This window comes from Parahaemophilus parainfluenzae (assembly GCF_001055095.1).
GTDB classification, from domain to species: Bacteria; Pseudomonadota; Gammaproteobacteria; order Enterobacterales; family Pasteurellaceae; genus Haemophilus_D; species Haemophilus_D parainfluenzae_Z.
This window is the reverse complement of sequence record NZ_JVHG01000025.1, coordinates 1-24,790: the sequence shown is the minus strand read 5'-3', so window position 1 is coordinate 24,790 and position 24,790 is coordinate 1. Positions and strand designations below refer to the sequence as shown.

Sequence of the window (24,790 nt, the reverse complement as noted above, 5' to 3'; positions counted from 1 at the left end):
CATCTCATGAAGTTGATTAAATCCTTCTTTCAGAATGTTTCAAGTCGTTTTCTTGCGGTAGTAACTTTACTTTGGTTATCCGTTGAAAATGCATTTGCTACAGGCGGTGGTAATGGTATCAATGCCTCTAAAATCCCTGATTTTAAAATCCCAGGCGTAGATAGCAATACCAAAGACCCGATGGAAATTATCTATCTTGTTGCTAAATCATTGGCAACCCTGTTTGCAATTTTATTTGCAGCATGGTCAATCATGACAGTGGTTAAAGCATTAATTAAAACCTATAACGCAGCGACTGACGAAAATGACAAAAAAGGATGGGGCCCATTTATTATCGCTCTTATTCTTGGTTTCATTTTAATTTTCTTCAGCCTCTGGTTGGTGAAATTGGCTATCGGTCTGTTTTAATTATCTCTGTGAGGTCAAGATGTCAAGTGATAAAGAGCAAACGATCCCCTTTCTTCCTACTCGATTAAATCGTGAATCGAGTGTGTATGGCGGGTTATCTGTAAGTGAATTTATGTTGGCTGCAGCAATGGGATTTATCTTAGGTGCAGTGCTTGGCCTCCTTTGTTGTTTTGCCTTAGGCTTTGATTTTTGGTTGTTAATTCCGTCTCTCGCCATGTTGTTTTGCATTCTTTCTGTGGTGATTGGCAAAGTGATTATTGCGCGCCTTAAACGAGGTAAGCCGGAAGCCTACTTGAATCGAATGATTGAGGTTAAATTAGATGGAATATTAGGGGGGAATCGCTTTATCTCCCGTCAAGGCACTTGGTCTATTCGCCGAGTTAAAAAATAAGAGAGTTTATTATGAGTAACTTAAAAGGGATTGTTCATCAAAAAAATCGCGAAATCATGACCGGGCGAATTGCTATCGGTGCATTGCTTGTGATTTGTTTGGTGCTATGTGCCATTATTTTTACCGCGCCAAGTCGGTTAATGATTTATAACCCACCGGATTTACGTGCGGGAAGTCAACGCCCTTGGTGGAAAGTGCCAAAATCAACTGTTTATGCCTTTGCTTATCAAACCTTCCAGCAGTTAAACCGCTGGATGGAGAATGGCGAGGAAGAATACAAATTAAATATTGAAAGAAATAAAGCCTTTATTACGCCAAGTTGCCAAGAATTTTTGAAGAAAGACTACTATGACCGTTTATCTAACGGTGAATTACGGGAACGTGCACGTGGTGTTTATGAAATTGTGGGACGTGGATTTAAAGATAATAGTGTGATTGTTCATAGCCCCGATAGCTGGACGGTTAATCTTGATTTAAGTGTAGATGAGTATTTCAAAGATGAACCAGTAAAACGTGTTTTAACCCGCTTCCCGGTCAATATCGTGCGCATGGAAACAGATTTACAGAACAATCCTTGGGGATTGGGATTTAACTGCTACAGCTCAATTCCATTACGTTTAGAAGCAAAAGAATTTAGAGAAGGGGATAACCAATAATGAAAAAACTCACTTTGTTACTGAGCGCGGCTTTTATCTTTTCACCAATGACGGCATCTGCCGATGTGTTAATGAAATGGGCGCGCAAACCGTTACCTATTGACTTACAAATCGAAAAAGAACGTATTCTATTCGTAGATAAAAATGTAAAAGTAGGTTATCCACCTGAATTAGATAGCAAGCTTCGCATTCAATCAACTGGCGGTGCGGTTTATTTAAAAGCAACTGCAGATTTCCCAAAAACACGCTTACAGCTTATGGATGTTGCAACCGGAGAAATAATCTTACTTGATGTGCAAGCGAAGCATTCTGTTGCCAATGCAAGTGAGCCAATTCGTTTTGTTTATGAAAATAAAGTTGAAAAACAAACAACTGCTTATGGCCAAGATGCAAATGCATATAACGAACCAATACCAAATGCGCGTCCGGCACTCCCCGCTCCAGCTGCATTAACACGTTATGCCGCACAAATGTTTTATGCGCCTTTACGTTCAGTTGAGCCTTTGGAAGGTGTGCGCCAAGTTTCACATCGCCTTCCTACACCGCTTAAAACGCTCTTACCTGCATTGCCTGTGCGAGCTACTCCATTACTCAGCTGGCAACTTGATGGATATGTTGTCACTGCGATTCGCTTGCAAAACCAGGGGCAATCTCGCATTGATTTAGATCCTCGAGAGCTTCAAGGTCGATTCTATGCAGCAACATTTCAGCATAATTGGCTTGGGGGGCATGGTACACCTGAAGATACCACAACGTTATATCTTGTGACAGAAGGTTCACCTAATCATTCTGTTATCCCTCAGTCAAATTCATATAAACCGAAAAAATTGAAAAAAGTCACCACAACAGTGACAACTCAAACGAAATAAGGAGAGAACAATGCAAATGAAAGCAAATAAAGCGTTCTATGTTATTGGTGGGATTACCGCGCTTGTCGTGACGCTGATGGCTGGATTTCTTTTCTCCGGTAGTAGCTCAACAACTACAGCAGAAACCAAAAAAGAAGATGCTTTAGATCTCTCTCTCAAAGATTTATCACCGGAAGAGCTACGCTCAATGGGGCTTGAGGGTGATACATCTAAAGATACGGTGAGAACACTTATTGGTAAAGTGAAGGAAAATAACAAACGCTTTGATGAAGTGATTTTACAAAATGACCGCTTGGTAAAAGAGAATGAGCAGTTAAAAAATCAAGCAAATAATACGGATTATCAAATTCAACAGGCGGTACAAGCAGAAACAGGGGCGTTAATTAATGAGATTAATGCGTTAAAAGATCAGGTTGTACAAGCTGGTAATCAAGTTGTAGGGAATGGAAATGCCCAGGCAAATCCCAATGCTCCTCTACCAATAAACGGAGCAACAACTGGCCCTCAGGTTGAAACTCGAGGGGGAATTAATTGGGTGAACCCTAGTGATATGCCAACTACAGACAGCCAAGGGAATGCTCTACAAGGTATTGGTGTAAATGGTGCAGGAATCGGTTTTCCCAAAACCTTCGATAACAATGTGAATGACATCCGAAAATCTAATGATGGATTGCAATCTAGTACAGGTAATAATGCAATATTTAATACCGCTACACCATTTTTCACAATTGCAGCTAACTCTACTTTAACTAATTCTGTTGCTATGACTGCGCTTGTTGGGCGTGTGCCGATTGATAATAATGTGACCGAGCCTTATCCGTTTAAATTGCTTATTGGTCGAGATAACTTAATTGCAAATGGTATTGAACTGCCGGATATTGAAGGCGCAATTGTCTCTGGAACAGCAAGCGGTGACTGGACGCTATCTTGTGTTCGTGGTGATGTGAAAAGCTTAACTTTTGTGTTTAGCGATGGGCGCATTGTTTCAACGGATGATTCTAACAATAAAATTGGCTGGTTATCTGATCCGCACGGTGTGCCTTGCATTCCTGGAGAACGCAGAACGAATGCTCCGGAATATCTAACAACCAACTTTTTCTTAACGGGGGCTTCCGCAGCTGCACAAGGCTTATCATCATCTCAATCAACAACAGTGGTTGATGGCGGTGCAGTAATTGGTGCGGTAACGGGTAATAACGGTAAGTATATTCTTGGTCAAGCGTTAGGTGGCGGTTTGAGAGAAACTGCAGACTGGTTCCGCCAGCGTTATGGCCAAATGTTTGATGCGGTATATGTTCCACCGGGTAAAGAAGTGGCTGTACACATCGAAAAACAAATTGATATTGATTATGACCGCATGTCTAGAAAAGTGAAATACGGACAAGCCTCAAGACAATCTAACTTGGATTAAGGAGCAATAATGAAAGTTTTAATGATGATGGGCGTGATTTTAGCCGCAAGTAGTGTTTTGACTGGCTGCTCAACTTCTCAAGGTGATTTATTGCCAACAGGCGATGCAACGATGAAAGATATTTGGAATAAAGGTGGTAATGATAGCAATATTACATCTTATCGGACACCGAATGGCCGTCTTATTGATGCACCAAATTACGTTTCATCTCGTGAACAACAAACTTATACCCGTACAGCAGAAAACGAGGTGAAAAACCTTTTCCCTCGTTTACCAAACCCTGATTTAGTGATGTATGTTTATCCGCACTTAACTGATTCCTCAGAGCAAATGCCTGTACCAGGTTATTCTTCAGTAATTCCATTTTATGGACGTGTGCAATATGCCCAACCGGGTGAGCGTACAAGAATGTACTAGATGAGGTAAGAAACGATGGCATTATTCCAAGACGTGTTAGAGGCTTTCTTCCCTGCTAAAAAGGGTGATAAGCCTCAACCTAAAAAGGAACCTATCCTAACATCCATTGCACCGGAAGAAGCACAGCAGGATGATACCAATAACGTAGAAGAGACGATTGAAATCACTCCTGTTATGCGTAATAGAAAAATGACCAGAGAGCAACATGTTAAAATGCTTTATGGGCGCGATCCCTCTTTTATCTCCAATCTTCCTTATGCGGAATATTTGGAAGAAGAAGGCGTAATGCTTTTTGATGATGCTAAAAGTGCAGGTGCGGTATTTGATATTAAGCCTATAGGAACTGAGGGAAGAAGCAGCGACTATCTTAATCGCGTTCGCACATTGGTTAAAGATGCCTTACAGGATAGTTTCGATGAACTTGATACCAATCCTTACGTTGTACAATTCTATTGCCAGGATGACAAGGATTTAAGCGGTTATGTTGAGAATCTGAGACAGTACATTAAAACCACTTCACCTGAAGCGAGCGGTAGTGAGTTTACAGAACAGTGGCTTGGTGAAATGGAGCGTCACTTAAAAGCAGTAGGTAAACCAGGTGGGCTTTTTGTTGATGACCGGGTAACAAATACGGCATGGGCTGGAAAAGTGCGTAAAACACGCATGGTTATTTATCGTTATGCTGGAAATAATGAGACAGATACAATCGAGAAATTAAATACAGCTTGTGATCGTGTTCAAAGTGCTTTTATCACAGCAGGATTAACCATGGAACGCCAAAATGAAACTCAAATTCATCGTTGGTTATTAGAATGGTTTAATCCAAATCCATCACGCTATTTTAACGGACTCGATGATAAAGCTTGCTATGATCTTTTATCACTCTCTAAGGATGACTCTGCTCTACCATTACAAGACCAAGATTTTAGTGAAAATCTCTTTTTTACGCCACCGGAAAGTAAAAATGGCTATTGGTATTTTAATGAGCAACCTCACGAAGTCATTGTAGTTGATAATATTCGTAAGCAGCCAGATGTTGGCCACATGACAGGCGAAGTCACTCGAGGTCGTAATATTAATGCACTATTTGATTTATTGCCGGAATCAACCATTATGGCTATCACTGTAGTCATTCATCCTCAAGATAAATTACAGGCGCATTTAGACAAATTAAGTAGTCGAGCTGTCGGTAATAACTATGAGTCTATCTATTTAAAACAAGATGCCCTCACAGTAACTGAATATTTAAAAGACGGACACAAGCTTTATCAAGCTGGCATGGTTTTCTATGTAAGAGGGAAAGACGATCAAGAGCTACGCATTCGCTCAAGAGAATTAAGAACGGTTTTACTCAGTAATAATTTAGTGCCGGTAAAAGAAGGCAACGAAGTTGCGCCTCTTAATAGCTATTTACGCTGGCTACCGATGAATTTTAATCCTCAATTAGATGCAAAATCTCGTTTTTATACCAAATATTATTGGGTGCAACACATTGCGAATATGTTACCTGTATTTGGCCGTGAGACAGGAACGGGACACCCAGGAATCACCTATTTTAACCGCGGTGGAAGCCCATTAGATTTTGACCCACTAAACCCTAAAGACCGGACTAAAAATGCGCATAAGCTCATTTTAGGCCCTACAGGTTCAGGTAAATCGGCAACATTAACCGCACAAATGGCGCAACTGATGGCTGTGCACCGTCCTCGCTTGTTTATTGTAGAAGCAGGTAACTCTTTTGGATTGTTTTCAGATTATGCGGAGCGTTACGGTTTAACGGTTAACCGGGTATCTCTTGAGCCAAGTAGTAACATCGCTTTACCGCTCTTCTCTGAAGCGCATCGTTTATTGGAAATGGATATCGATCTTGAAGTTCAAGATGATGACGATAATGAAGATGAAGGCGAGGAACAACGAGACTTACTTGCGGAAATGGAATTAACCGCTCGCTTAATGATCACCGGGGGAGAAGCGAAGGAAGATGAGAAAATGAGCCGTGCTGACCGCTCGGCTATTCGCCAGGCTATTTTATTAGCTGCAGAGAAAACTTCACAAGAGACCCCACCTCGTCAAGTTTTAACCGGGGATGTAAAAGCCGCACTTGAGGAATTAAGCCGTCGCCCGGATATTCGTCCTGAGCGCGCATCTCGCCTTGCTGATATGGCCGAAGCAATGGATATTTTCTGTACCGGGGTAAATGGTCGATTCTTTAACCGTGAAGGGGAAATTTGGCCAGAGGCTGATATTACACTTGTCGATTTGGCGATGTTTGCACGTGATGGTTATGAAGCAGAATTAGCGATTTCGTATATTTCCCTAATTAACCATATCAACTCCTTAGGTGAAAAATATCAACACAGTTTCCGCCCTATCGTGAACATTACGGATGAGTCGCATATCATTACCGTAAATCCACTTCTAGCGAAGTTCCTGGTTAAAGGTTCTAAAATGTGGCGTAAATTGGGTATTTGGTTATGGTTGGCTACACAAAATATGGCTGACTTCCCTGATGAGTCTGATAAATTACTCAGTATGGTTGAATGGTGGGAATTGCTTAACCTTTCTAATGATGAAGTTGAACAGGTGAACCGTTTCCGTCGTTTATCCGAAGCTCAGAAAATGATGTTGTTATCTGCGAAAAAAGCAGATAAGAAATATACTGAAGGTGTGGTGCTCGCAACCAATATGGAAGCCTTATTCCGTGTTGTCCCACCTAGTCTTTACTTAGCGCTAGGGATGACTGAAAAACACGAGAAAGCACAACGTAAACAATTAATGATGGAACATAACTGTACTGAGTTAGATGCGGCATTGATGGTTGCTAAAGACTTAGACAAAAAACGGGGGATTGCAGTCAATGACGAACTTAACTCAATCGCAGCCTAATCCTAATATGACTTTTCATCGTATTTTTGACATTGGGCCTCGCATCCAATCACTTGCTTTTACCTCTGATGAGGTGAAAGCCTACGTGCTGCATTTCATTGCAAAAATTAAGACAAAAATTGGTTCAAACTGCCAATTAAGCGCATTTCCTCAGCGTGTATTTACTCAATCAAGTTGGAAAGTACACGCTAAAGGAGATAAAGGTGAAGTGCATTTATTATTTAATATCTCCGGGCGTTTCCAATTACCTGTGTTTTCTTCCGAAAACTGGCCAGCTAGACTTAATGTGGAATTAACCGATCACGTTGATGCATATTGGTTAATTCAATATTTGCTTTGGAAATTAGCTGCAATTTGGGAATCCCCTGCTGACTTATCCCCAGTTTTTGGGGATAAGACTGTGGGTAATGAGTAAGGAGTGCTGATGTCTCAAGGTGAAAAGCCACAATCAAGAGGATGGCTTAAAAATGTACTCCGTTTTATTGCTATCCTTTTATTTTTATTTTTAGCCCTTACTGCAATTGGCATCTTTGCAACTCAATATCTTCAGAATGTTGATATTCGTGCTTGGTTTATTAAAACGCAGTGGATATGGTTTGCAATACGATTATTACTATATGGTGCGATTATGTTGATGGTCTATTCCATTTCTCGTCGCCAACCATCTTCTATGCCAGCAAAAGCAAAATGGTTAATTGTGATGATTTTAATTTTTGCTGAAGCGATTACACAGATTACTTTAGCTTAGGGGGAAATATGACATTCTCAGTTGACAGTTATCTTGAATATTTCCTGACTCTACTTGGTTGGTTGCTTAATAACGGAGTTTTTGCGTTATTTGTTGGAACAGGGTTATGGCTTCTTCCGCTTATCGGAATGATCTTTAAAATTTGGCGTGACGTAGCTAAACAAGGGGATGATGAAGGTGAGAAAGGGGATTTATTAATCCGCTGGCTCACAATCGAACTCCTTCCAGCAATGCTTATCGTTGTTTTGACATTAGCCCCTCTTATCCCGGTATCATTGAATAACCTTGAATACAATGAACGTTCATCTATTCAATGTGGCTATAAAGTTCCTGCTTCCCCGGATAAATCAGGCTATGCGCCATTTACGACAACATTTGGAGACAGACAAGCCCGAATTCCTATTTGGTGGATGTTGATGCACAAAGTGGATAAAGGTCTAACTTATGGTATGACTGCAGTATTGCCTTGCCAGCGTGATTTACGTCAAGTTAGATTTGAAGTGCAACATCAAAAAATCACTAACCCAGCATTATTAACTGAAGTACAGCAATTTGTGCAACAATGCTATATCCCGGCTCGTCAAAAATTACAAACAAGCCAAATTGCCTTGAGTCCGGCACAAATCCGAGAAACATCCTGGTTAGGTGGTAAATTGCTTATTAATAACAGCGAACTCTACCCTCGTTTTAGAGCTCAACAACCTATTAGCACGTTCCCTTATGATGCAAATCGAGATGCGGCATTGCCTAATTCGGGGAAAGGCGGTTTCCCAAGCTGTGATCAATGGTGGGATGAAGGTGGAGCTGGATTAAAATCTCGCCTACTTACAGATATGCGTCAAAACTTATCTGCCCAGGTGAGTGATTTCTTTAATTCTATCGACAACCAAGATGAAGCTTTATTGAGAACACTTTTACGTTCTGAAAACATAGATGTTTCAAAAGGAAAAATGTATCAAGGTTACGGTGGTAGTGTTGAATTTGGATTTTGGAATGCCATCACTCGACTCACCTCAACTGTAGGAACTGCAGTAGGAAGTTTAGCGATATTTCCTGGTCTCGATGCAATGCGACAAGCCTTACCAATGGTTCAATCCTTTATGATTATGGCTCTGATAGTTTTAATTCCAGTCATTACGATTTTAAGTGGTTTTTCAATTAAAGCTGTAGTGACACTAAGCTTTGTATATTTTGCACTTATTACAACCACATTTTGGTGGGAATTGGCACGATGGTTAGACTCATATATGATTGAGATTATGTACAGCTCACCGTCTCATAACTCATTTAATATTAATTTTTTAGAGAATGCGCAAGACGATATTATCTCTAATTTTGTGATGGGAAGTATGTTTATATTCTTACCAACATTATGGTTTGGCGCTATGTCTTGGGCTGGTATTAATATGGGCGGGGCGATGTCTCAAGCGTTAAAACAAGGTTCAAATCATGCTAGTTCAGCAGGGGGAAAAGGCGGAGAGTTAATTCAAAGCAAGTTAAAATAATAAAAGGGGAATTTATATTCCCCCTTTATTTTATCTCATAAAACTCATTCATGTGTTCAAATGTATCTACGTCATCCTCAACATCAATTCTTGTTCCAAAAGAATAAAAACCAACCCCCTCAGGGCCATCTCGATAGCCATCCTCATGTTCTTCAAATTCTAACAGCGTATTCATTATGGATTTATTCTCAGCACCACTGTCATAATCAGTCTCTTTAAAGGATTTAGCTTTAGAAATTACAACTCCAGCCAAAATTGGACTCGCAGCAAGAGCCGCAGCTGTCACAACAGCTTTACGAGGCTTTCCTGGGAGAAATGACAAAGTGCGGTCAATTTTCTTAAAAAATTGTCCGACAGAATGGCCAAATTTTTGAGCATCCATATTCTCTCTCCTATCAAAAATACTCTGACTTACTCTCATTGTACTCTTATTATTCTTTTATTAAAACCTCGTTTTAAGCAGGAAAAATGTAATTTTTGCGATCCACGTCGCAAATTTTACTCATTTTACTGATTTATCTATCTCCTCAATGTATCTTGATAACACAACGCAAATAAATAGCTCAAATAGGGGGGGATATGAAAGCTCGTTTTAAAGAATGGCTTATTAGTTTAAATGAAATAGCAATTAATGAATTAGGAATTGATGAAATGCTTAGTCATCTGGACGATGAACTAAATATCATTAATGGAAATACGTGTGAACAGGAGATCTTAAAGGATTTAATACAAGTTTTTAAAAGTAGTTAATATAACTAAAAAAATAAGCGGGAAAATCCCGCTTATTTTATCTCTATTTACGCTTATGAAGCTTTCATACTGCGACGTTCAAAGTTTTGAGTTGCACTACCCGCTTTACAGCTCACCGTATCCATTTTACTGCCATTGGTGATATAAAGCATTGGCTCTTCAATACTGTTACTATTGTGTGGTTGCACAAATTGAATCGTATAACTTGTACCATTATTTCTCATTTCTAATGAGCTAGTAATAAATCCTGAACCAGTAGCTACATAAGAATCCTGATTAGCAAAAACTTGTTTTACCGGATTTTTAAAAGAAACCTGACCATAAGTGAATTCATAATCTGAACCATTTTTTGTTACAGATACCGGGCTTCCGTTCTCTGCTGTACAAGAAAAAATATTATTAGCTGCAAAAGCTGGCGTTGCAAACATAGCTACCGCTCCAATAGTGAGTAATTTTTTCATAAAAATATCCTTTATTTATTTTCCTAAAATGTAATCAGCTTCTTGATTACGACGTTTAGCATTTACACCATTATTGTTGTTTTGACGATTTCTTACTGCATTTGCTAGTGCGTTCATATCGCCTGATTGCGCAGAAGCTTGGGCTGCGGCAATCACATCTTTTGTTAATGACCCGTAGTTATAGGCATAAGATGTTAATGCAGCTTGAGCATTTGGTGGTAACTTATCCCATGTTGAAGATGATACGTTATTTCTTGCTCTATTTGCAAACTCTTGTGTGCGACGTGCTAAATCACGCTCTGCGTCAGCACGACTAACTACAGTATCTTTCGTTACTTTGACAATTGTACCATCCGCTTTTGTGATAGTATCTGAACCATATCCGGTGCGATAAGCATTGACATCCCAATATGCTTTATCACTAAACCCTTCAAATTTTTTCAACAACCCTGTAGCTTGATCAAGTGCAGTCCCTTTAATTGCTGGAACTGATGAATAAGAAGTGTTACCTCTACTATTTCCGGATGTACCGCCAGTCCCGGTGTAAGACAGGGAGTTTGACATCTGAGGCACTTCTAAAGTGACATTGTTACGAGGAATATTGATATTGTCAGCATCTGCCAATTCAGCAGCATTGCTATTCGTACCATTAGCTAAATCGCTAATCCGTTTATCTACACTGTCACGTGTAACATTTCCGGTTCCAGTGTTATATTCACGTAGCTCTTTATTTTGTAGGATTGCAACTGCGGAATTCCCGGTAAGTGATTTTTGTAGATCAATCTCCATTCTAATTTGACCTATTTCTCGGTCAATTAAAGTGAGGATCTTTTCTAACTCTTCTTGAGCATCTTTATTGTTGGCCACATTTGGCTCACGCATACCCGTTAAAACAGCTCGACGTGCAAGAAGCATTTTCTCCATTGTTTTAGCTACAGCAATTTCACTGGCTAAACGCTGCCCTAATACTTGAGCATCGGGATCTTCTCGTAAAGACTCAATTAAGCCACGAGTTACAGGAACTGTTGTAGAACTTAATTCTGCAAGTACTTCAACGGAAGGAGTGCTCATGTTAAGCGCTTTTTGTAATTGAGTTACCGTCTTAATATTTTCTTTTTCAATTTCAGGTGTTAAACCAACACCAGCTCGAGAGCTACTAGCAGTACCACAATCTGTTTTACAAGTAGTTAATTGCTTCTCACCGATCACATTCGTTAACCAATCTGTCATATCTTTAGGATTATCCCAAGTTTGACAAAGTAATCCGCTACAACTACTACCGGAGATTCGACCTGATTCTAATACATTACGCTTGTTTTGCATGTTGTAGCCAGCTTTTGCAACATCCTCAACAATTTTGATTGGTTCTTGTCCTTGGCCACCGCGTTTTTTACCCCCGACCCACTCTTTACCTTCCTTACCTTGAGATTCCTCAAGTCTCTTTTTAGCTCGAGTAGCATCTGGTTCAGTTGAAGTAATGTCTTTAAAGGATTCCATATCCGAACTTTGAGACCAACGACCATTTAAAGTTGCGTCTGCAAGCTTCTTAGACATTTCTTCACAGCTGGTTTTTAAGCTATTAAAATCAATTTTACCTTGATATAAACCATTCGTAAGAATATCGTATAACTGAGGATTTGCTCGTTGAATAACCATTGCAGGTAAACTCGCCACAGCTCCTGTGGCTGATTCGATAACGTTACTATAAAGATCTTTAAATCCTTCAGTTAAACCATTTAACTGATTTTTAATACTCGTCTTAATGTCAAAATTACCGCACATCAAGTTAGCTTTCCAACCAATCCCAAATTCAGCTGCAGGAATCGTACCTCGACTCGGGGGAGCCATATAACCTACACCGCCCCCAATTTGATAAAACACCATATCAGACAAAATAGAATCGGCTTTATTAAATCCAAACGGATTACTATTAGAAGCTGATACTGGCATGGTTGAGGATAAGATTGCGCACGATATAGCAATATAAGATGCTTTCAGTGCATGATTTAATTTCATACTCAATTCCTTTATTAATTAGACCAATCAATACTATACAAAAATGTTTGTCCGCGTTTTTTACAGCACTTGTAAGGACGCCATAATGCCCAGGCATAACTACCATTTTCAGATAGCATGCTTGGCGGGTTATCAGGGAAAATAGCACAAGACTGTGAAGTAACCGGGTGAAGCTGTTGCCATTTATGTGTCTTAGCATCCCCTTCCTTCACCGGTGGAGGAAACCACTCACCATTTGATTGATTATCTTTTTTCGCAATCGGTATATATACATGTGGTTGAAAAGTATTTGTCACAACATCTGCTACTCGATGCGCTGTTACAGCTGAGGCTTTATAATCATGCACCTGCGTTACCGTACCCGCTCTTGGATAAATATTCCCCCAAGTATCGCCATTCGCTCTAATTTCTCTCATACCTGGAATAAGCGCTTCAGGATAAACCATTTCCGGAACACCAAATCGCCATGCTAAAAAGTCCAAACCACTCAAGTAATAAGGCACAAAAGGCGTTGTCTGACTTTTGCAGTAATACCCTGTACTATTAAGCATTTGACTAATCGCCCCCTGCGGATGACCGATTACATCAACATTTTTAAATGTTGCTTGCGTGTAGTCTTTGTGTGGTGATTGATAATCTCCACCTTTTACCCCATTGCTAAGGAAATTCATTTCCACCCAAGGATTTTGAGCCTGATGGTTATAACTTGAAACCACTACCTCGGGAATATAGTGTTTTATTTTCGTAGATGTCCGGATTTTACAGCCGAATTTTGTACAAAATAACCAAAAACAAGTGCCAACGACCTTATAATCTAAACAACTTGTGGAAGCGCTTGATGCCATAATCGATGCAGTGTTTAAAGAAGATTGACCGGACTCCGAAGCTTGCCCTGGAATACTGGTCAACGCAATTGCAATACAAAGCCCGGATAATGTCATTTTTTTCAATTTCATCTTGTCCCCTCTTTTGTAATCTCTCGTTGCCATAAACTTAATGCCTGAGCAATATTGGTTTCACCATATATGACACTATCCTCTTTTCCCGGATATTGAAATAAAACTGCAGGCACCTTCTTGATTCCATTTTGCCAACCACTTATAAGGCCCTGATAAGAACGCTTTAATTGCTCTTCAGACTGTTTCCATTCAGCAGACTGAAAAATCTGAGATGCTTGCTGAGCTGCTACACTAGGATTCGCACTCAATCGCTGACTAATCAAATTTTCCCATTGCTCAACTTGATCAAGTAAATACACCTGGCTTGCAAGCTCTGCATGAAGAATTGGATAATCTTGTGTTGAATAAACAGTAATTATGGGATTAGGCCCCTGGGCGAACACTGATAGTGGTAACAAACCGAAAAGAAACAGTGATTTTTTTATAGACATAACCATCCCTTACGATGAAATTGGATAGTTGAAACATTAACGAAATGACAGGGGGGAATATATAAAAAATTCTTTTTGATTTTGAGATAAATTCTCCATTTCCAAAAAACAATTTTTAATAGAGATTCGACAGCCTTATTAAGTATGATTGGACTTGATAAGTCGCTGTGCAAACAGCTCTTATAAGTTGCACGATTCTTGAGAAGCAACGCCTTGCCTTAGTGCAAGTAGAATCATAGCCAAAATGTTATCCAGCATTCTGAAAGGATACTCTACGCAATCGTAGGAATGCCACCTTAAAGACCTTCCGAGGGAAAATGATTCCCTTCGGGCATGTCATTTTTCCAAGGAATTTTTTATTTCACATTAGGAGAATGACTATGTCCTCATCCACTCAATTGGAACACTATGATGTTCCATCAAGTAACCCTCTTGAAACTCCAACATTTTCATTTCGTGTGGGAAAACACTTGGGCCGTTTTTTCGTTGCAGCTAAAAACAAAGCAACCGATAAATACAAACAAGTGACATCTGGTATCAATCAAAGCATTGAAGACGAAGAAGCTCGTCGGCTTTGCGAATTACAAATGATGCTAGATAGCCAAGCGGAAGAATATGAGGCAATTATTGATGATGTGCAAAGAACGTGGTTAAAACGAACAACGTTATTTAGCATTTTATTTTTGATTGTCGGTATTGTTGGTACAGTGGGTACTCTTTACTACCTTATGCATTAACATTGCATAAGCTATTCATTTTCAACCCTAAGGGGAATTTTTACCCTTAGAGGTAAAGGTTTCCCTTGCTGTAGGAGAAAACTTATGAAAGTGACATTACATAACAGTTGTTTAGCTTATTTAGCCAAACATAATGACTCAGAATCTCTAATAGAGGAAGTTCGCACTCAAGCATTAAATGCCTGGGAAAATCGAGGAAAAGATGTATCTTCTACTCGTATTATGGTGAATATCCCTAGTCAATACGGACAGAAATATCACTTCTTTACAGTTTCGCCATACGCAAACCGTAAAGATTTGTTAAGTGTAAGGGGGTAAACATGATTAAGCGTTTACTCAAGCTTGTTAGTTCCAATTGGGACAAAAAAACAATGCTGCTGGTTTCTGAAGATTTTCGTAAAATCGGCACTTACATCTTAGGTATTGCGTTTGTCGCAATGTTTGTTCAGAATGACAATATTCCGCTACTTCTTGCCATTATCATTATGATATTTGGCGGAATAGCTTGGTTCTGTGGAGTGTTGTTAGCTAAATATTGCAACAACTTAATGGAGACAGACGGAGCGTAACGTATGAATATTACGTTAAACTGGAATGGGTTCCTCTTTGCAATTGTCTTTGTACTGTTTTTTATGGGAACAGTTGCTTTTATTGGCGTGCGATCATTAAAACGCCAACAAGAGCAAAAAGCACAAAGCAAGAAAACACATTCCCTTGGTGTTAATTCATAACTGAATTAATACCTGCAACCTTTACAACAAACCTTGATCATGCCATTGGCGTGTTCAAGGTTTTCTTTTACCCGACTGGGAGCAATTTCCCATTCGGGGGGGTTGTTCCCTTTTTTTATTGGAGAACAACCATGAAAAAAAGAACTCAACCTGCCAAAGATTTATACCAACAAATTACAGACCAAATTCTCGAAGCATTAGAACAAGGTGTGATGCCATGGCAAAAACCTTGGGATAGTGGATGGCCACAAATGGCTATTCCATGCAACGGTGAAAGTGGTCGTCAATACTCCGGGATCAATGTACTTCTGCTTTGGATGAGCGCCATTAGAAAAAACTTTACTCAACGCAAGTGGGTAACTTTTCAAGGGGCAAATCATCTAGGTGGTCAAGTTCGCACAGGTGAAAAAAGTACGGTTATTATTTTCTATAAACAAAATATGTTTGAAGAAAAAGACGATAGCGGAAATGTTGTACTTGATGAAAACGGTGATCCGAAAATGAAGTCATCTGTATTTATTCGTGGCCATCACGTGTTTAATATTGAACAGTGTGAAGGTTTAGAAAAATACTATGAGGAATTTCCTGAACCGGAAAAATCTTCAGAAATGCAAGTTCGTCCGGATTTAGATGTATTACCTAATAAAATGGGTATGCAGCTGTATAACAAGGCACAAGATCGTGCTTGTTATATGCCAAGAAAAGATTGCATTGTGATGCCGGATTTCAAAAAATTCAATACAGCTGACGACTACTATGCAACTCTACTGCATGAATGCGGTCACGCCACCGGGCATAAAGACCGGTTAAATCGTGACGGTGTAGCTAAATTTGATAAATTTGGTTCTGAACAATATGCATTTGAAGAATTAATAGCTGAACTCACAAGCGCCTTTACCTGTGCGCACGTGAATGTTTGCAATAATATTTCACAAAATGCAGCGTATATTGAACATTGGATTAACGCATTAAAAGCCGATAAAAAAGCTATTTTCCGAGCATCTTCTCAAGCACGTGAAGCAACACAATTCTTGTTAAATGCTCTCGAATTAACATCGAATGAAGAAGCAAAATTAGCGGCTTAGCTTCTATTAAACTATTCTAACGTTTTTTGTTAGAGTTCTCATAAACCACCCTTTGGGGAGTAATCCTCAAAGGGGATTGCTCCCGTTATTTTAGGAGTAATCTATGGATTTCGAGAAAAAATTTACCGCACTTTTTAAATCGATAGCACCACAATATCGACGCTCAGAAGTGTTTTACGACTTTATTACAATCTTTGCCCTGGAATTCTATCTCATTATATATGGTGCACAAGCAGATGAATCGTTGAGACAACGTTATCAGACAGCTGGCGGGCATTATAATGAAGATGAAAAACAAGCTCTCAGTCGCCTTTTCAACATTATTGTTGAGGCTTTGGAGCATAAAACCTATGATTTCCTAGGATCAGTGTTCATGTCGTTGGATTTAGGTGATCAATATAAAGCTCAATATTTCACGCCTGGTCACATTGCCCACTTTATGGCAGCCGTAACTCTATCAGATTGTCATAGTTTAATTAAAAAACGTGGGTTTTTGACATTGCAAGAGCCAACTTGTGGCTCCGGCGTAATGATTATTGAGGCTTATAATTATTTGCGCGAAGAGGACTTCAACCCTCAGCAACAAATGTGGGTTCAAGCAAGAGATTTGGATTTTACTGCAGCATTAATGTGTTATATACAAATGACACTCTTACATATACCGGGAGAAGTCATTATCGGTAACACCCTTAAAGATGAGGTGAATTACCATTTATACACACCAGCTCACATAATGGGAAATTGGAACAAAAAATTGGAGAGTGCAGATTCCTATACTGAAGCAGAATATCAAGTTATTGAACCTGAACCAGTAGAAGATCCCCCGCTTGACATTGATTGGGAAAATGAACCTATGTTTTATTAGAAAAATACACTTACTCATTCAGAGTAAGTGTATTTTATTTAAGAAAGCCTATATTTTAAGAATCTTGTATAGTAACTTCAACGATGAGGTATTCTTGATTATTATCCTTGTATTTGAGACTCTTGATAATCAAATTTTTATTTATGCATAATACCTCAGTCTGAGATAATTTGCCTCTTATGCAAGAAATCAGCCCAGAGAGAGAACGAGGTTTATGAACATATTCTTCATAATCAGAATCATCCATATGAATCTCTATAACACAATTAGCATGAGAGCCAGCAAACTTTTCATTTTCATCTAGTAGCCATAAAACTTCTTTATTACTTTCAACTTTTTTTAATAACCAACTACAGCAAGCTTTTAAAATTTTATTAGAGATCTTATTCACACTACAACGTCCAATATGTTGGGGATATTGAGCTTTAATTACTCCACTGCTTATTATTTGTTTTAATGCTTTTTTTGTTGTTCTATGGTACAGAGTTTTCATACGCTAAATACATCCAGTGACAGTAAACTAAATACCTACTTTAAGGTGAGTTTTGTTAAAACCTGACGCCCACAAGATGAAACTAAGACACTTTCATTAACACCCAACGGATTAGTACCTGGCTTGAAGTAAATTTCAACAGCATCAACTGATAGATGAGCATCATCATCAAAGATTGAAGGTGCACGTAATCCATGTTTTTTCATGAAATCCTCAAAATCACCTTTCAAAAACGCATTTTGTTGTTTTGATCTAGATAAATAATAATTAATAGCCCCACTTTCATCAGTATTCTTATAGTTATGAAATAGTAATTCTCTTTTATTATATGGACGCAGTACCTCATTAGCTGATTTATAATAAGATATACTATCTATATTTACATAAATACATTCCCACTTAATCCCTGCCAACTCACCTGAGTCATTTTCAATAGTCTTTACAACTTCAAGCTCTATAAAATTTGCCATGATAACCTCACATTGCATTTAACATTATCAGAAATGGTATTTATTACCATATTACATACTTAGACAAAAAAACAATTAGTGAAGTTCACACATATTTATGAAATTCTCACTTAAATTAAGTTTAACTAATTATTTAAATTGACCATTCTACTTATACATGTAAAATACCTAGCGCAGTATTACTAGCAAGGAGATTATCATGGATATAAAGAAAATCATTGAAGAATGGTTAAGAAATACTGAAAACGATACCCCTCTTAATAGAGCTAACTTATTAGAAGAAATTGTAAGAACTTTTTATGATTTCTCTAAATTTGAGCGTCCAGGTGGAGAAGGAATTGATGGCCGAAATGGCCCTGAACGACAAGGATTGGCTAGAGTTCTTGAAGCAGCTATTGAACACTACGATAACATAAAGAATTAATTATATAAGAAGCCTAATAATTCAAAATTATTAGGCTTTTTCTCTACAATTAAGTATTTCCCTATTATAAATACCTTTTATTCTTGCCACCGTTGATTTAGATAAATCATATCGTTTCATTACTGTTGAAATAGAATCACCAGCTTTAAAATCCGCATAAATCTTTTTGCGTATTTTATCTGTTACTTTCGGTGGACGGCCGCCTAAAGCATTTTTATGACCCGAAGCAAGTTTTGTTCGCTTCCCTTCCTGAGTACGCTCAACAATAAAACTCCTTTCCAATTCAGCAAAAATACCTAACAATTGAATTAGTGCCATCCCCATGGGATTGTTTTGGGTTCGGGTATCTATTCCTTGTTGTATTGCAACAAAACCAATATTTTTATTCTTAAATAGTTCAAGCGTATTCAAACACTGAGCAAGACTCCTTCCTAAGCGATCAAGCTTAGTTACTGCAACGACATCACCCTCTCGGATATAATCCAGTAGTTCATCCAATTGTGCTTTATTTTTCTCAGCTTTACCGGAATGTTTCCCTGAGAAAATTTTTTTGCAGCCGTATTCTTTTAATGCTTGAATCTGTTCACTCAAATCCTGCTGTTGAGTTGATACTCTAGCGAAGCCTATTAATGCCATCTTTTCTCTAAAAATTACTTAAAAATGTTATTAAATGACTGTTGGTTATTTCTTTTAGCTAAATTTATACCAGCTTTTAAACCCTCTCTAAATGGAGTGCTTCCAAGCGGTGTCAATGGTTGAATAGGGGCTAGAGGTAGCAATGCGGATGCCCCCATAATCATTCTATAACCTTCTTCAAAACCTTTTTGATAATCATAGTCCATAATTAACTCCTTTATTAAAAACTCAAAATTTACTTATCATCGTTTACTTTAAAAGTCCCATAAAAACCAAAAGTGAATAGTCTCAATAAAAGAGGCAGGAATGCAAAAAATAGGATCAGTAATACTGGAATCATTGCATATCCTAATTTCTCTGATGTTAAAGAATACGCCAAAGAGCAAGAAGTAATAATCGCTCCTAAATTTATGATTGCATTTTTTAGTTGTTCTATCATTTTCATTCTATCCTTATAGTCAAAACTTAAAACTTAACTAATATAGACAGGATAAACTATATAGTTTGTTCCAATCTTATTATCTATTTCTTTTTTAACATAAATTTCGTGAGCCACATCATTTTCAGACAGAATTACATAATTATTTTTTGTACGACTTTCAATGTATCGTCTTAGAGATTCTTCATCTCTAAAAATAATATCGTCCGAAATATTTATAAAATCAGTTAGTAGATCGAAGCTATTAAAACATACAAAAACTCGGTTTCTCATTTTAGATTTTCCTATTCAAAAAGTTAAAAATTATTGTTTTCTTGAGCCTTTACATAAAGTTTCTTCAATACCTCAATCATAAATATATTTTTAGGGTGTCTTAAGCTAGGATTGGATAACAACAAGATAACGCAAGCAAATATAGACATTAAAGGGGTAAGGTTTCTGATTAGAAGAATTAGCTGATCTACATCTATTGCCTTTACAGGGTCATTTGTTATAAATGAAAAAAACAACATTACAAAAATAATGCTTAATGCAATACTAACTGATTTGTAGGCAAGTCTTGCAAAATACAAAATATAGTGCCAAATTTGCAAAGCCCAATTACGCAAACTTTTCTTCTCATTTGCCAACATTTCCGCATATTCTTTTTCACTTATAAATACATCATAAGCATAGATTGGTTTAGCTTTAAACTCTCGTTCAGCTAAACTTATATTGATTTTTCTAATGCCTGTGATAGCTTCTTCTTGATCCATAAATCTTCTCCTATATATGTGCAAAACTTAATAGTTAATCTCTTTAATGGCTAACACTTTGTATTTCAGATAACCATATTCAATATGCGGTAAATGATGAATCATACATAAATCACCTATTTTTTGTTGAGAAATAGGAATTAAAGCCCCTTTCCATACATCTGTTTGATATGGTTCGGCTGCTATCACTATACCTTGTTCATCTGTTCTTAACTTTGTGAAATCCTGTCCTTTGTCCTCAAGTTCAATTTCATAGCCTTTCATAAATACTCCTTTGTTCAAAATTCAAAACTTTCTTAATTTATCTTTTACATCGTCTAGATTCACTCTCTTAGGGTTCTTTTCGGTATCTAGTAAATAGAGTCCAAAACCGCACCATAAGATTAAAAATGTTATTACATAAAACACTTGTATCCTCCCTTATCAAAACTTAATACTTTTTAGACTACCTAATATTGCCAGTCTAAAATCTTACCCTTCTCTAGTTTTTAGACTGTCTAAAAACCAAAATCAAAGTTTCTAGACAAATAATATAGATTTAGCTCTGTATCATCATTGATAATTTATTTTTATCTTCAGGAGAGTTTCTAAATAAAGCTACTTAGTATTGGATAGGATGTTTAGAATTAGTCATTTTTAAAATACTGACCCAACTATGAAACGCCATCTACTCTATATCACGTGTATTATTGCAACTCAAAGCCTTGAATCTATAGCTAATATAAGAGACCCTCACGAAGGAGGGATTTGTCACGTTGAAGCAGAATACTTTTATCCAGGAGTATGGGAAAAATATGGCGAAAAGGAGTTGATTTGTAACTACTGGAAATTTTTAGGTGATGAAGAACGAAGAATACTTGAATCAGAATTAAATGAGGGAGAAACTGAATCAGAGAATGAATATGGTGATGAATATAGCGATTATGATAGCCAGGATGAAATGTATAGCAACTAAATCAAAAAGGTTAAAGGAGTCTCAAAAGGATTAAGGGTAATGTAATAAAGGTAACCTTTCCAAAGGAAAGGTCTTACCTGAAAAGGCCAAAAGGCTTTCAAAATGGCTTTAATATCTATCTTCGATTTAGAATTATTTATTTATTGAGTTCAATATATAAATAAATATTCTTTCACAAAAAAGGTTATAAGTTATGCTTTCATCTATATTCCATAAAATCAGAGGGAAAAAACACTCCCAACCTGATATAACAAACCTACAAAATCTCAGTTTTTCAGTATCAAAAATAGATAATGATGGCTGGATTACTCCCTTCCCAGCATCCGAATTACTCGAAACTGAATTACGCCAAAAATACTTAAATTTACTTTGGCAACAAGTATCAATGACGCAAGATATGTTTAATGAGCTCTATAAAAAACCTATCGAGCGCTACGCTGAAATGGTTCAATTATTACCTGCCTCAGAATCACATCATCACTCACATTTAGGTGGTATGCTTGATCATGGCCTAGAAGTTCTTTCATTTTCAGCTAAATTACGACAAAGTTATGTATTGCCACAAAATGCTGCTCCGGAAGAACAATCTAAGCAACGTGATGCTTGGACTGCAGCTGTTATTTATGCTGCATTGGTTCATGACATTGGCAAAGTTATTGTTGATATAGATATACAATTAAAAGATGGTTCTCGTTGGTTTCCTTGGTTAGGAATACCAACTCAACCTTATAAATTCAAATATATTAAAGGACGAGATTATGATCTTCACCCGGTTATGGGTAGTTTTCTTGCAAACTATTTAATTCCTAAAGAAGCATTTGCATGGTTAGCAGAATACCCAGAAGCTTTTTCGGCTTTAATGTATGCCATGGCTGATCATAAAGATAAAGCTGGTTTATTATCTGAAATAGTACAAAAAGCAGACCAAAATAGTGTAACTCTTGCACTAGGTGGAGACGTATCAAAACTGACTCAGAAACCTATAACGTCATTTGCAAAACAACTACTAATGGCTTTACGTCATTTACTGCAACATAAATTTAAAATTAATACACCTAAAGGCCCTTCAGATGGCTGGCTTACAGAGGATGCACTATGGTTAATGAGCAAACCCACTGCAGACCAAATTCGAGCTTATTTATTGGAGCAAGGCATATCAGCTCCAGCTGACAATCCTAAATTATTTAGTGAAATGCAATCGCTGGGGATTATTGAAAGTACAAATGATGGTACAGCAATTTGGCATTGTCGAATTAAAGCTGATTCAGGCTGGTGCCCACCTAAAGCATTTTCTTTACTCAGAATTAAACCGGAAGTAGCTTGGGAAAATCTTAATGACAGACCAGGTATATTTTTAGGTCGAGTCGATATTGAAAATGAAGAACAATTAAATTCAGCTGAAGATACTAAAGAAGAAAATTCAGTGATTATGGAATCTGAAATGCTGCTTCCTGCAATAACAGGCGCACTGAATAAACCGGATTTGTCTGAAAATATATCCTCTCAAAACACTCAAATCAATACCCAAAACTCAGAAACCGAGACGGATATGACTGATTTGGTAATGAATTTATTTTCACCTGTAGAAGAATCTCAAGACTCTACTGATAAAAAACCATCTCAAGAAAACGAAATAAATAAAATCGCCTCTACCCCATCTATAACAGTGGGTGATGATACAAAGGAAACTGAGGCTGTCTCAGGAGAGATTTTTGTTGAATGGCTAAAATCCGGAATTATCGGGAATACCCTAACTATTAATAATTCAAATGCTAAATTACATATAGTCAAAGGCAAACTTTTCCTTGTAACACCTGGAATCTTTCAGCTCTTTTTCAATAGTAAGGGCATTACCAACTTTACTAAAAAAGATATCGAAAATTTGCAATATAGTTTCCAAGACCTTAAATTACACAAGAAATACCGTCAATCAAACAATGATAGTATTAATTTTTGGCGCTGTAAGGTTATTGGCCCAAGAAGAACCTCTCAATTGATTGGGTATTTGATTGATAAAACCGATTATTTTTTCGGTAATAGAATTCCAATTGATAATTTGCATTTATCACTTATTGAGGAAAATGAAAGTGAATAGAACCACATTTGATATGTTACTTAGTAATTTTTTTTATACCGTCATTTACGTATAGATACTATTAAAAGCTATGAAAAAGCAATTAGACAATTACAGAAAAATTGTAGTATTCAATATCCTGATGAAATATCAGACTCATTAATACTCCAATGGAGAAAGAGAGTTGTTGGACAATCTATCATTGAAGTGACTTGGAACAGCTATATTCGTCAGCTAAAGACTATTTTCAAATTTGGAATTGAAAAACAACTCCTCCCATTTACAAAGAACCCTTTCGATGGTTTGTTCATTAGAGAAGGAAAGAAGAAAAGGAAAGTATATACTTCTTCGGATTTAAAAAAACTTAGCTTTGGAATCACTGAATCAAAGCATCTTCCTTCTATTCTTCGCCCATTATGGTTTACTAAAACCATAATTATGACTTTCCGCTATACGGCAATTCGACGCTCTCAGTTAAATAAATTAAGGATTAAAGATGTAGATTTGCTGAATCAAGTTATTCATATTCCATCTGAGATAAATAAAAATCACGAGTATCATATACTTCCTATATCAACTACGCTTTATCCTTATCTAAAGAAATTATTAACTGAACTAAGTAAATTGAATCAGCCTGTAGAATCTCAACTATTTAACATTAATTTATTTTCAAATGCTGTTAAACGAAAGGGAGAAAAAATGACCAATGACCAGGTGAGCTATATCTTCAAAGTTATTTCAAAATATACGGGAATTATTAGCTCCCCTCACAGATTTAGGCATACAGCAGCAACAAATCTAATGAAAAAACCTGAAAACCTATATATAGCCAAACAATTACTAGGACATAAAGATGTCAAAGTTACATTGAGTTATATTGAAGATAATATTGATTCAATAAGAGAATATACAGAATTACTTTAGATAGGTATGCAAGGAGCATCTAAGGGTGTTCCTTGCAAAATAAGTTTAAATCGCTCATTCTCAGCTTATTCATCCTTATAAAAATATTTTTAAAATTAGTACATTCAGGCTTTACAAACTAGTATTTTTGTGTAAGATCTAACCTATCCACAGAGCGTTAGTGGGTAGATCATGGTGTATTGGCTAGGTACACGGAATTGGTCTAAACAAATAGTTTTCAAACTTAAATGATGTACACAAGGGATTTAAAATCCCTCGCCTTTCGAGGCGTGCCAGTTCAAGTCTGGCTTCGGG

At 37.4% G+C, this 24,790-nt stretch carries 33 protein-coding genes; 21 read left to right on the top strand and 12 right to left on the bottom strand.

Annotated elements, in window-relative coordinates:
* Positions 1–6: 6 nt before the first annotated feature.
* Genes ADA56_RS07870 through ADA56_RS07825 form a run of 10 tightly spaced genes read left to right on the top strand, consistent with a single transcriptional unit; the run spans position 7 to position 9,291 of the window.
* A complete protein-coding gene (locus ADA56_RS07870) occupies positions 7–408 on the top strand; it encodes a DUF2976 domain-containing protein (protein WP_005653541.1) in 402 nt (133 codons plus the stop codon).
* Positions 409–427: 19 nt separating this feature from the next.
* The gene (locus ADA56_RS07865; protein WP_011271844.1) at positions 428–799 is read left to right on the top strand and encodes a TIGR03750 family conjugal transfer protein; all 372 of its coding nucleotides are present in this window, start codon (positions 428–430) and stop codon (positions 797–799) included.
* Between the two features lie 11 nt (positions 800–810).
* Positions 811–1,455, top strand: coding sequence for a PFL_4703 family integrating conjugative element protein (locus ADA56_RS07860; protein ID WP_049370065.1), 645 nt, complete (start codon positions 811–813; stop codon positions 1,453–1,455).
* Positions 1,455–2,324 (top strand): TIGR03749 family integrating conjugative element protein, encoded by an 870-nt coding sequence (locus tag ADA56_RS07855; RefSeq protein ID WP_049370064.1) that lies wholly within the window; start codon positions 1,455–1,457, stop codon positions 2,322–2,324. The genes ADA56_RS07860 and ADA56_RS07855 overlap by 1 nt, the downstream gene beginning before the upstream one ends.
* A gap of 10 nt (positions 2,325–2,334) precedes the next feature.
* Positions 2,335–3,735 (top strand): TIGR03752 family integrating conjugative element protein, encoded by a 1,401-nt coding sequence (locus ADA56_RS07850; RefSeq protein WP_014064977.1) that lies wholly within the window; start codon positions 2,335–2,337, stop codon positions 3,733–3,735.
* A 9-nt stretch (positions 3,736–3,744) separates the two neighbouring features.
* Positions 3,745–4,152 (top strand): TIGR03751 family conjugal transfer lipoprotein, encoded by a 408-nt coding sequence (locus tag ADA56_RS07845; RefSeq protein WP_005653518.1) that lies wholly within the window; start codon positions 3,745–3,747, stop codon positions 4,150–4,152.
* Positions 4,153–4,167: 15 nt separating this feature from the next.
* Positions 4,168–7,038 carry a conjugative transfer ATPase gene (locus ADA56_RS07840; protein ID WP_049370063.1) on the top strand — a complete coding sequence of 957 codons (2,871 nt, stop codon included), beginning with the start codon at positions 4,168–4,170 and terminating at the stop codon, positions 7,036–7,038.
* A complete protein-coding gene (locus ADA56_RS07835) occupies positions 7,010–7,453 on the top strand; it encodes a hypothetical protein (RefSeq protein ID WP_005687593.1) in 444 nt (147 codons plus the stop codon). The genes ADA56_RS07840 and ADA56_RS07835 overlap by 29 nt, the downstream gene beginning before the upstream one ends.
* A 9-nt stretch (positions 7,454–7,462) precedes the next feature.
* A complete protein-coding gene (locus ADA56_RS07830) occupies positions 7,463–7,786 on the top strand; it encodes a hypothetical protein (protein WP_049370062.1) in 324 nt (107 codons plus the stop codon).
* An 8-nt stretch (positions 7,787–7,794) separates the two neighbouring features.
* On the top strand, positions 7,795–9,291 hold the full coding sequence (locus ADA56_RS07825) for a conjugal transfer protein TraG N-terminal domain-containing protein (RefSeq protein ID WP_005653512.1): 1,497 nt from the start codon (positions 7,795–7,797) through the stop codon (positions 9,289–9,291).
* A 25-nt stretch (positions 9,292–9,316) separates the two neighbouring features.
* Here the strand turns inward: ADA56_RS07825 and ADA56_RS07820 are convergent, their stop codons facing one another.
* A complete protein-coding gene (locus ADA56_RS07820; protein WP_049370061.1) occupies positions 9,317–9,673 on the bottom strand; it encodes a hypothetical protein in 357 nt (118 codons plus the stop codon).
* 197 nt (positions 9,674–9,870) lie between these two features.
* Here ADA56_RS07820 and ADA56_RS09875 point away from each other — a divergent pair, with 197 nt between their 5' ends.
* The gene (locus ADA56_RS09875) at positions 9,871–10,041 is read left to right on the top strand and encodes a hypothetical protein (RefSeq protein WP_176747774.1); all 171 of its coding nucleotides are present in this window, start codon (positions 9,871–9,873) and stop codon (positions 10,039–10,041) included.
* Positions 10,042–10,094: 53 nt separating this feature from the next.
* Here ADA56_RS09875 and ADA56_RS07815 read toward each other — a convergent pair whose 3' ends face one another.
* The 4 genes from ADA56_RS07815 to ADA56_RS07800 are packed head-to-tail and all read right to left on the bottom strand — an operon-like array spanning position 10,095 to position 13,908.
* Positions 10,095–10,502, bottom strand: a complete 408-nt coding sequence (locus ADA56_RS07815) for a hypothetical protein (protein ID WP_005667853.1) — start codon at positions 10,500–10,502, stop codon at positions 10,095–10,097.
* 15 nt (positions 10,503–10,517) lie between these two features.
* The gene (locus ADA56_RS07810; RefSeq protein ID WP_005687597.1) at positions 10,518–12,518 is read right to left on the bottom strand and encodes an integrating conjugative element protein; all 2,001 of its coding nucleotides are present in this window, start codon (positions 12,516–12,518) and stop codon (positions 10,518–10,520) included.
* A 14-nt stretch (positions 12,519–12,532) separates the two neighbouring features.
* Positions 12,533–13,474, bottom strand: coding sequence for a TIGR03756 family integrating conjugative element protein (locus tag ADA56_RS07805; RefSeq protein WP_049370060.1), 942 nt, complete (start codon positions 13,472–13,474; stop codon positions 12,533–12,535).
* The gene (locus ADA56_RS07800; protein ID WP_005687600.1) at positions 13,471–13,908 is read right to left on the bottom strand and encodes a TIGR03757 family integrating conjugative element protein; all 438 of its coding nucleotides are present in this window, start codon (positions 13,906–13,908) and stop codon (positions 13,471–13,473) included. Before ADA56_RS07800 ends, ADA56_RS07805 begins: the two co-directional genes overlap by 4 nt.
* Before the next feature lie 380 nt (positions 13,909–14,288).
* On the opposite strand from ADA56_RS07800, the gene ADA56_RS07795 reads away from it, so the two are divergent.
* From ADA56_RS07795 to ADA56_RS07775, 6 genes are all read left to right on the top strand, one after another.
* Positions 14,289–14,645: a hypothetical protein gene (locus ADA56_RS07795; RefSeq protein ID WP_005653504.1), complete on the top strand. Its 357-nt coding sequence runs from the start codon at positions 14,289–14,291 to the stop codon at positions 14,643–14,645.
* Positions 14,646–14,729: 84 nt separating this feature from the next.
* Entirely contained in the window at positions 14,730–14,963 is a 234-nt protein-coding gene (locus tag ADA56_RS07790; RefSeq protein ID WP_005653503.1) for a hypothetical protein, read from the top strand.
* Between the two features lie 2 nt (positions 14,964–14,965).
* Positions 14,966–15,214 (top strand): hypothetical protein, encoded by a 249-nt coding sequence (locus tag ADA56_RS07785; protein ID WP_005687602.1) that lies wholly within the window; start codon positions 14,966–14,968, stop codon positions 15,212–15,214.
* A 3-nt stretch (positions 15,215–15,217) separates the two neighbouring features.
* Entirely contained in the window at positions 15,218–15,376 is a 159-nt protein-coding gene (locus tag ADA56_RS09870) for a hypothetical protein (protein WP_005667862.1), read from the top strand.
* 131 nt (positions 15,377–15,507) lie between these two features.
* Positions 15,508–16,461: an ArdC family protein gene (locus tag ADA56_RS07780; RefSeq protein WP_049370059.1), complete on the top strand. Its 954-nt coding sequence runs from the start codon at positions 15,508–15,510 to the stop codon at positions 16,459–16,461.
* Positions 16,462–16,564: 103 nt separating this feature from the next.
* On the top strand, positions 16,565–17,326 hold the full coding sequence (locus ADA56_RS07775; RefSeq protein WP_049370058.1) for an N-6 DNA methylase: 762 nt from the start codon (positions 16,565–16,567) through the stop codon (positions 17,324–17,326).
* Positions 17,327–17,381: 55 nt separating this feature from the next.
* Here ADA56_RS07775 and ADA56_RS07770 read toward each other — a convergent pair whose 3' ends face one another.
* Positions 17,382–17,819 carry a hypothetical protein gene (locus ADA56_RS07770; protein WP_049370057.1) on the bottom strand — a complete coding sequence of 146 codons (438 nt, stop codon included), beginning with the start codon at positions 17,817–17,819 and terminating at the stop codon, positions 17,382–17,384.
* 35 nt (positions 17,820–17,854) lie between these two features.
* Positions 17,855–18,289 carry a hypothetical protein gene (locus tag ADA56_RS07765; protein ID WP_049370056.1) on the bottom strand — a complete coding sequence of 145 codons (435 nt, stop codon included), beginning with the start codon at positions 18,287–18,289 and terminating at the stop codon, positions 17,855–17,857.
* 199 nt (positions 18,290–18,488) lie between these two features.
* On the opposite strand from ADA56_RS07765, the gene ADA56_RS07760 reads away from it, so the two are divergent.
* Positions 18,489–18,713 carry a hypothetical protein gene (locus ADA56_RS07760; RefSeq protein WP_049370055.1) on the top strand — a complete coding sequence of 75 codons (225 nt, stop codon included), beginning with the start codon at positions 18,489–18,491 and terminating at the stop codon, positions 18,711–18,713.
* Between the two features lie 30 nt (positions 18,714–18,743).
* Here the strand turns inward: ADA56_RS07760 and ADA56_RS07755 are convergent, their stop codons facing one another.
* The 5 genes from ADA56_RS07755 to ADA56_RS07730 all read right to left on the bottom strand — a co-directional run bounded on the left by ADA56_RS07755 (position 18,744) and on the right by ADA56_RS07730 (position 20,807).
* Positions 18,744–19,349 carry a recombinase family protein gene (locus tag ADA56_RS07755; protein ID WP_049370054.1) on the bottom strand — a complete coding sequence of 202 codons (606 nt, stop codon included), beginning with the start codon at positions 19,347–19,349 and terminating at the stop codon, positions 18,744–18,746.
* Positions 19,350–19,363: 14 nt separating this feature from the next.
* The gene (locus ADA56_RS07750) at positions 19,364–19,555 is read right to left on the bottom strand and encodes a hypothetical protein (protein WP_005653495.1); all 192 of its coding nucleotides are present in this window, start codon (positions 19,553–19,555) and stop codon (positions 19,364–19,366) included.
* A 29-nt stretch (positions 19,556–19,584) separates the two neighbouring features.
* A complete protein-coding gene (locus ADA56_RS07745) occupies positions 19,585–19,788 on the bottom strand; it encodes a hypothetical protein (protein ID WP_152671328.1) in 204 nt (67 codons plus the stop codon).
* 296 nt (positions 19,789–20,084) lie between these two features.
* Positions 20,085–20,543 (bottom strand): hypothetical protein, encoded by a 459-nt coding sequence (locus ADA56_RS07735; protein ID WP_049370052.1) that lies wholly within the window; start codon positions 20,541–20,543, stop codon positions 20,085–20,087.
* A 27-nt stretch (positions 20,544–20,570) separates the two neighbouring features.
* Positions 20,571–20,807, bottom strand: coding sequence for a hypothetical protein (locus ADA56_RS07730; RefSeq protein WP_015701376.1), 237 nt, complete (start codon positions 20,805–20,807; stop codon positions 20,571–20,573).
* Positions 20,808–21,198: 391 nt separating this feature from the next.
* On the opposite strand from ADA56_RS07730, the gene ADA56_RS07725 reads away from it, so the two are divergent.
* The 3 genes from ADA56_RS07725 to ADA56_RS07715 all read left to right on the top strand — a co-directional run bounded on the left by ADA56_RS07725 (position 21,199) and on the right by ADA56_RS07715 (position 24,496).
* A complete protein-coding gene (locus tag ADA56_RS07725; RefSeq protein WP_049370051.1) occupies positions 21,199–21,498 on the top strand; it encodes a hypothetical protein in 300 nt (99 codons plus the stop codon).
* Positions 21,499–21,691: 193 nt separating this feature from the next.
* Positions 21,692–23,593, top strand: a complete 1,902-nt coding sequence (gene mobH / locus ADA56_RS07720) for a MobH family relaxase (protein WP_049370050.1) — start codon at positions 21,692–21,694, stop codon at positions 23,591–23,593.
* A gap of 60 nt (positions 23,594–23,653) precedes the next feature.
* Positions 23,654–24,496 (top strand): tyrosine-type recombinase/integrase, encoded by an 843-nt coding sequence (locus ADA56_RS07715; RefSeq protein WP_011271867.1) that lies wholly within the window; start codon positions 23,654–23,656, stop codon positions 24,494–24,496.
* The last annotated feature ends 294 nt before the right edge of the window (positions 24,497–24,790 follow it).

What these genes read in the sequence shown, in the direction of transcription:
- ADA56_RS07855 (WP_049370064.1), top strand. Translation starts at nt 1,455, where the DNA reads ATGAAAAAACTCACTTTGTTACTGAGCGCGGCTTTTATCTTTTCACCA.
- ADA56_RS07760 (WP_049370055.1), top strand. Translation starts at nt 18,489, where the DNA reads ATGGATATAAAGAAAATCATTGAAGAATGGTTAAGAAATACTGAAAAC.
- ADA56_RS07790 (WP_005653503.1), top strand. Translation starts at nt 14,730, where the DNA reads ATGAAAGTGACATTACATAACAGTTGTTTAGCTTATTTAGCCAAACAT.
- ADA56_RS09875 (WP_176747774.1), top strand. Translation starts at nt 9,871, where the DNA reads ATGAAAGCTCGTTTTAAAGAATGGCTTATTAGTTTAAATGAAATAGCA.
- ADA56_RS07765 (WP_049370056.1), bottom strand. Translation starts at nt 18,289, where the DNA reads ATGGCAAATTTTATAGAGCTTGAAGTTGTAAAGACTATTGAAAATGAC.
- ADA56_RS07805 (WP_049370060.1), bottom strand. Translation starts at nt 13,474, where the DNA reads ATGAAATTGAAAAAAATGACATTATCCGGGCTTTGTATTGCAATTGCG.
- ADA56_RS07770 (WP_049370057.1), bottom strand. Translation starts at nt 17,819, where the DNA reads ATGAAAACTCTGTACCATAGAACAACAAAAAAAGCATTAAAACAAATA.
- ADA56_RS07800 (WP_005687600.1), bottom strand. Translation starts at nt 13,908, where the DNA reads ATGTCTATAAAAAAATCACTGTTTCTTTTCGGTTTGTTACCACTATCA.
- ADA56_RS07795 (WP_005653504.1), top strand. Translation starts at nt 14,289, where the DNA reads ATGTCCTCATCCACTCAATTGGAACACTATGATGTTCCATCAAGTAAC.
- ADA56_RS07870 (WP_005653541.1), top strand. Translation starts at nt 7, where the DNA reads ATGAAGTTGATTAAATCCTTCTTTCAGAATGTTTCAAGTCGTTTTCTT.
- ADA56_RS07745 (WP_152671328.1), bottom strand. Translation starts at nt 19,788, where the DNA reads ATGATAGAACAACTAAAAAATGCAATCATAAATTTAGGAGCGATTATT.
- ADA56_RS07725 (WP_049370051.1), top strand. Translation starts at nt 21,199, where the DNA reads ATGAAACGCCATCTACTCTATATCACGTGTATTATTGCAACTCAAAGC.
- ADA56_RS07775 (WP_049370058.1), top strand. Translation starts at nt 16,565, where the DNA reads ATGGATTTCGAGAAAAAATTTACCGCACTTTTTAAATCGATAGCACCA.
- ADA56_RS07755 (WP_049370054.1), bottom strand. Translation starts at nt 19,349, where the DNA reads ATGGCATTAATAGGCTTCGCTAGAGTATCAACTCAACAGCAGGATTTG.
- ADA56_RS07735 (WP_049370052.1), bottom strand. Translation starts at nt 20,543, where the DNA reads ATGGATCAAGAAGAAGCTATCACAGGCATTAGAAAAATCAATATAAGT.
- ADA56_RS07785 (WP_005687602.1), top strand. Translation starts at nt 14,966, where the DNA reads ATGATTAAGCGTTTACTCAAGCTTGTTAGTTCCAATTGGGACAAAAAA.
- ADA56_RS09870 (WP_005667862.1), top strand. Translation starts at nt 15,218, where the DNA reads ATGAATATTACGTTAAACTGGAATGGGTTCCTCTTTGCAATTGTCTTT.
- ADA56_RS07730 (WP_015701376.1), bottom strand. Translation starts at nt 20,807, where the DNA reads ATGAAAGGCTATGAAATTGAACTTGAGGACAAAGGACAGGATTTCACA.
- ADA56_RS07845 (WP_005653518.1), top strand. Translation starts at nt 3,745, where the DNA reads ATGAAAGTTTTAATGATGATGGGCGTGATTTTAGCCGCAAGTAGTGTT.
- ADA56_RS07810 (WP_005687597.1), bottom strand. Translation starts at nt 12,518, where the DNA reads ATGAAATTAAATCATGCACTGAAAGCATCTTATATTGCTATATCGTGC.
- ADA56_RS07750 (WP_005653495.1), bottom strand. Translation starts at nt 19,555, where the DNA reads ATGGACTATGATTATCAAAAAGGTTTTGAAGAAGGTTATAGAATGATT.
- mobH (WP_049370050.1), top strand. Translation starts at nt 21,692, where the DNA reads ATGCTTTCATCTATATTCCATAAAATCAGAGGGAAAAAACACTCCCAA.
- ADA56_RS07840 (WP_049370063.1), top strand. Translation starts at nt 4,168, where the DNA reads ATGGCATTATTCCAAGACGTGTTAGAGGCTTTCTTCCCTGCTAAAAAG.
- ADA56_RS07860 (WP_049370065.1), top strand. Translation starts at nt 811, where the DNA reads ATGAGTAACTTAAAAGGGATTGTTCATCAAAAAAATCGCGAAATCATG.
- ADA56_RS07865 (WP_011271844.1), top strand. Translation starts at nt 428, where the DNA reads ATGTCAAGTGATAAAGAGCAAACGATCCCCTTTCTTCCTACTCGATTA.
- ADA56_RS07830 (WP_049370062.1), top strand. Translation starts at nt 7,463, where the DNA reads ATGTCTCAAGGTGAAAAGCCACAATCAAGAGGATGGCTTAAAAATGTA.
- ADA56_RS07820 (WP_049370061.1), bottom strand. Translation starts at nt 9,673, where the DNA reads ATGGATGCTCAAAAATTTGGCCATTCTGTCGGACAATTTTTTAAGAAA.
- ADA56_RS07835 (WP_005687593.1), top strand. Translation starts at nt 7,010, where the DNA reads ATGACGAACTTAACTCAATCGCAGCCTAATCCTAATATGACTTTTCAT.
- ADA56_RS07850 (WP_014064977.1), top strand. Translation starts at nt 2,335, where the DNA reads ATGCAAATGAAAGCAAATAAAGCGTTCTATGTTATTGGTGGGATTACC.
- ADA56_RS07825 (WP_005653512.1), top strand. Translation starts at nt 7,795, where the DNA reads ATGACATTCTCAGTTGACAGTTATCTTGAATATTTCCTGACTCTACTT.
- ADA56_RS07815 (WP_005667853.1), bottom strand. Translation starts at nt 10,502, where the DNA reads ATGAAAAAATTACTCACTATTGGAGCGGTAGCTATGTTTGCAACGCCA.
- ADA56_RS07780 (WP_049370059.1), top strand. Translation starts at nt 15,508, where the DNA reads ATGAAAAAAAGAACTCAACCTGCCAAAGATTTATACCAACAAATTACA.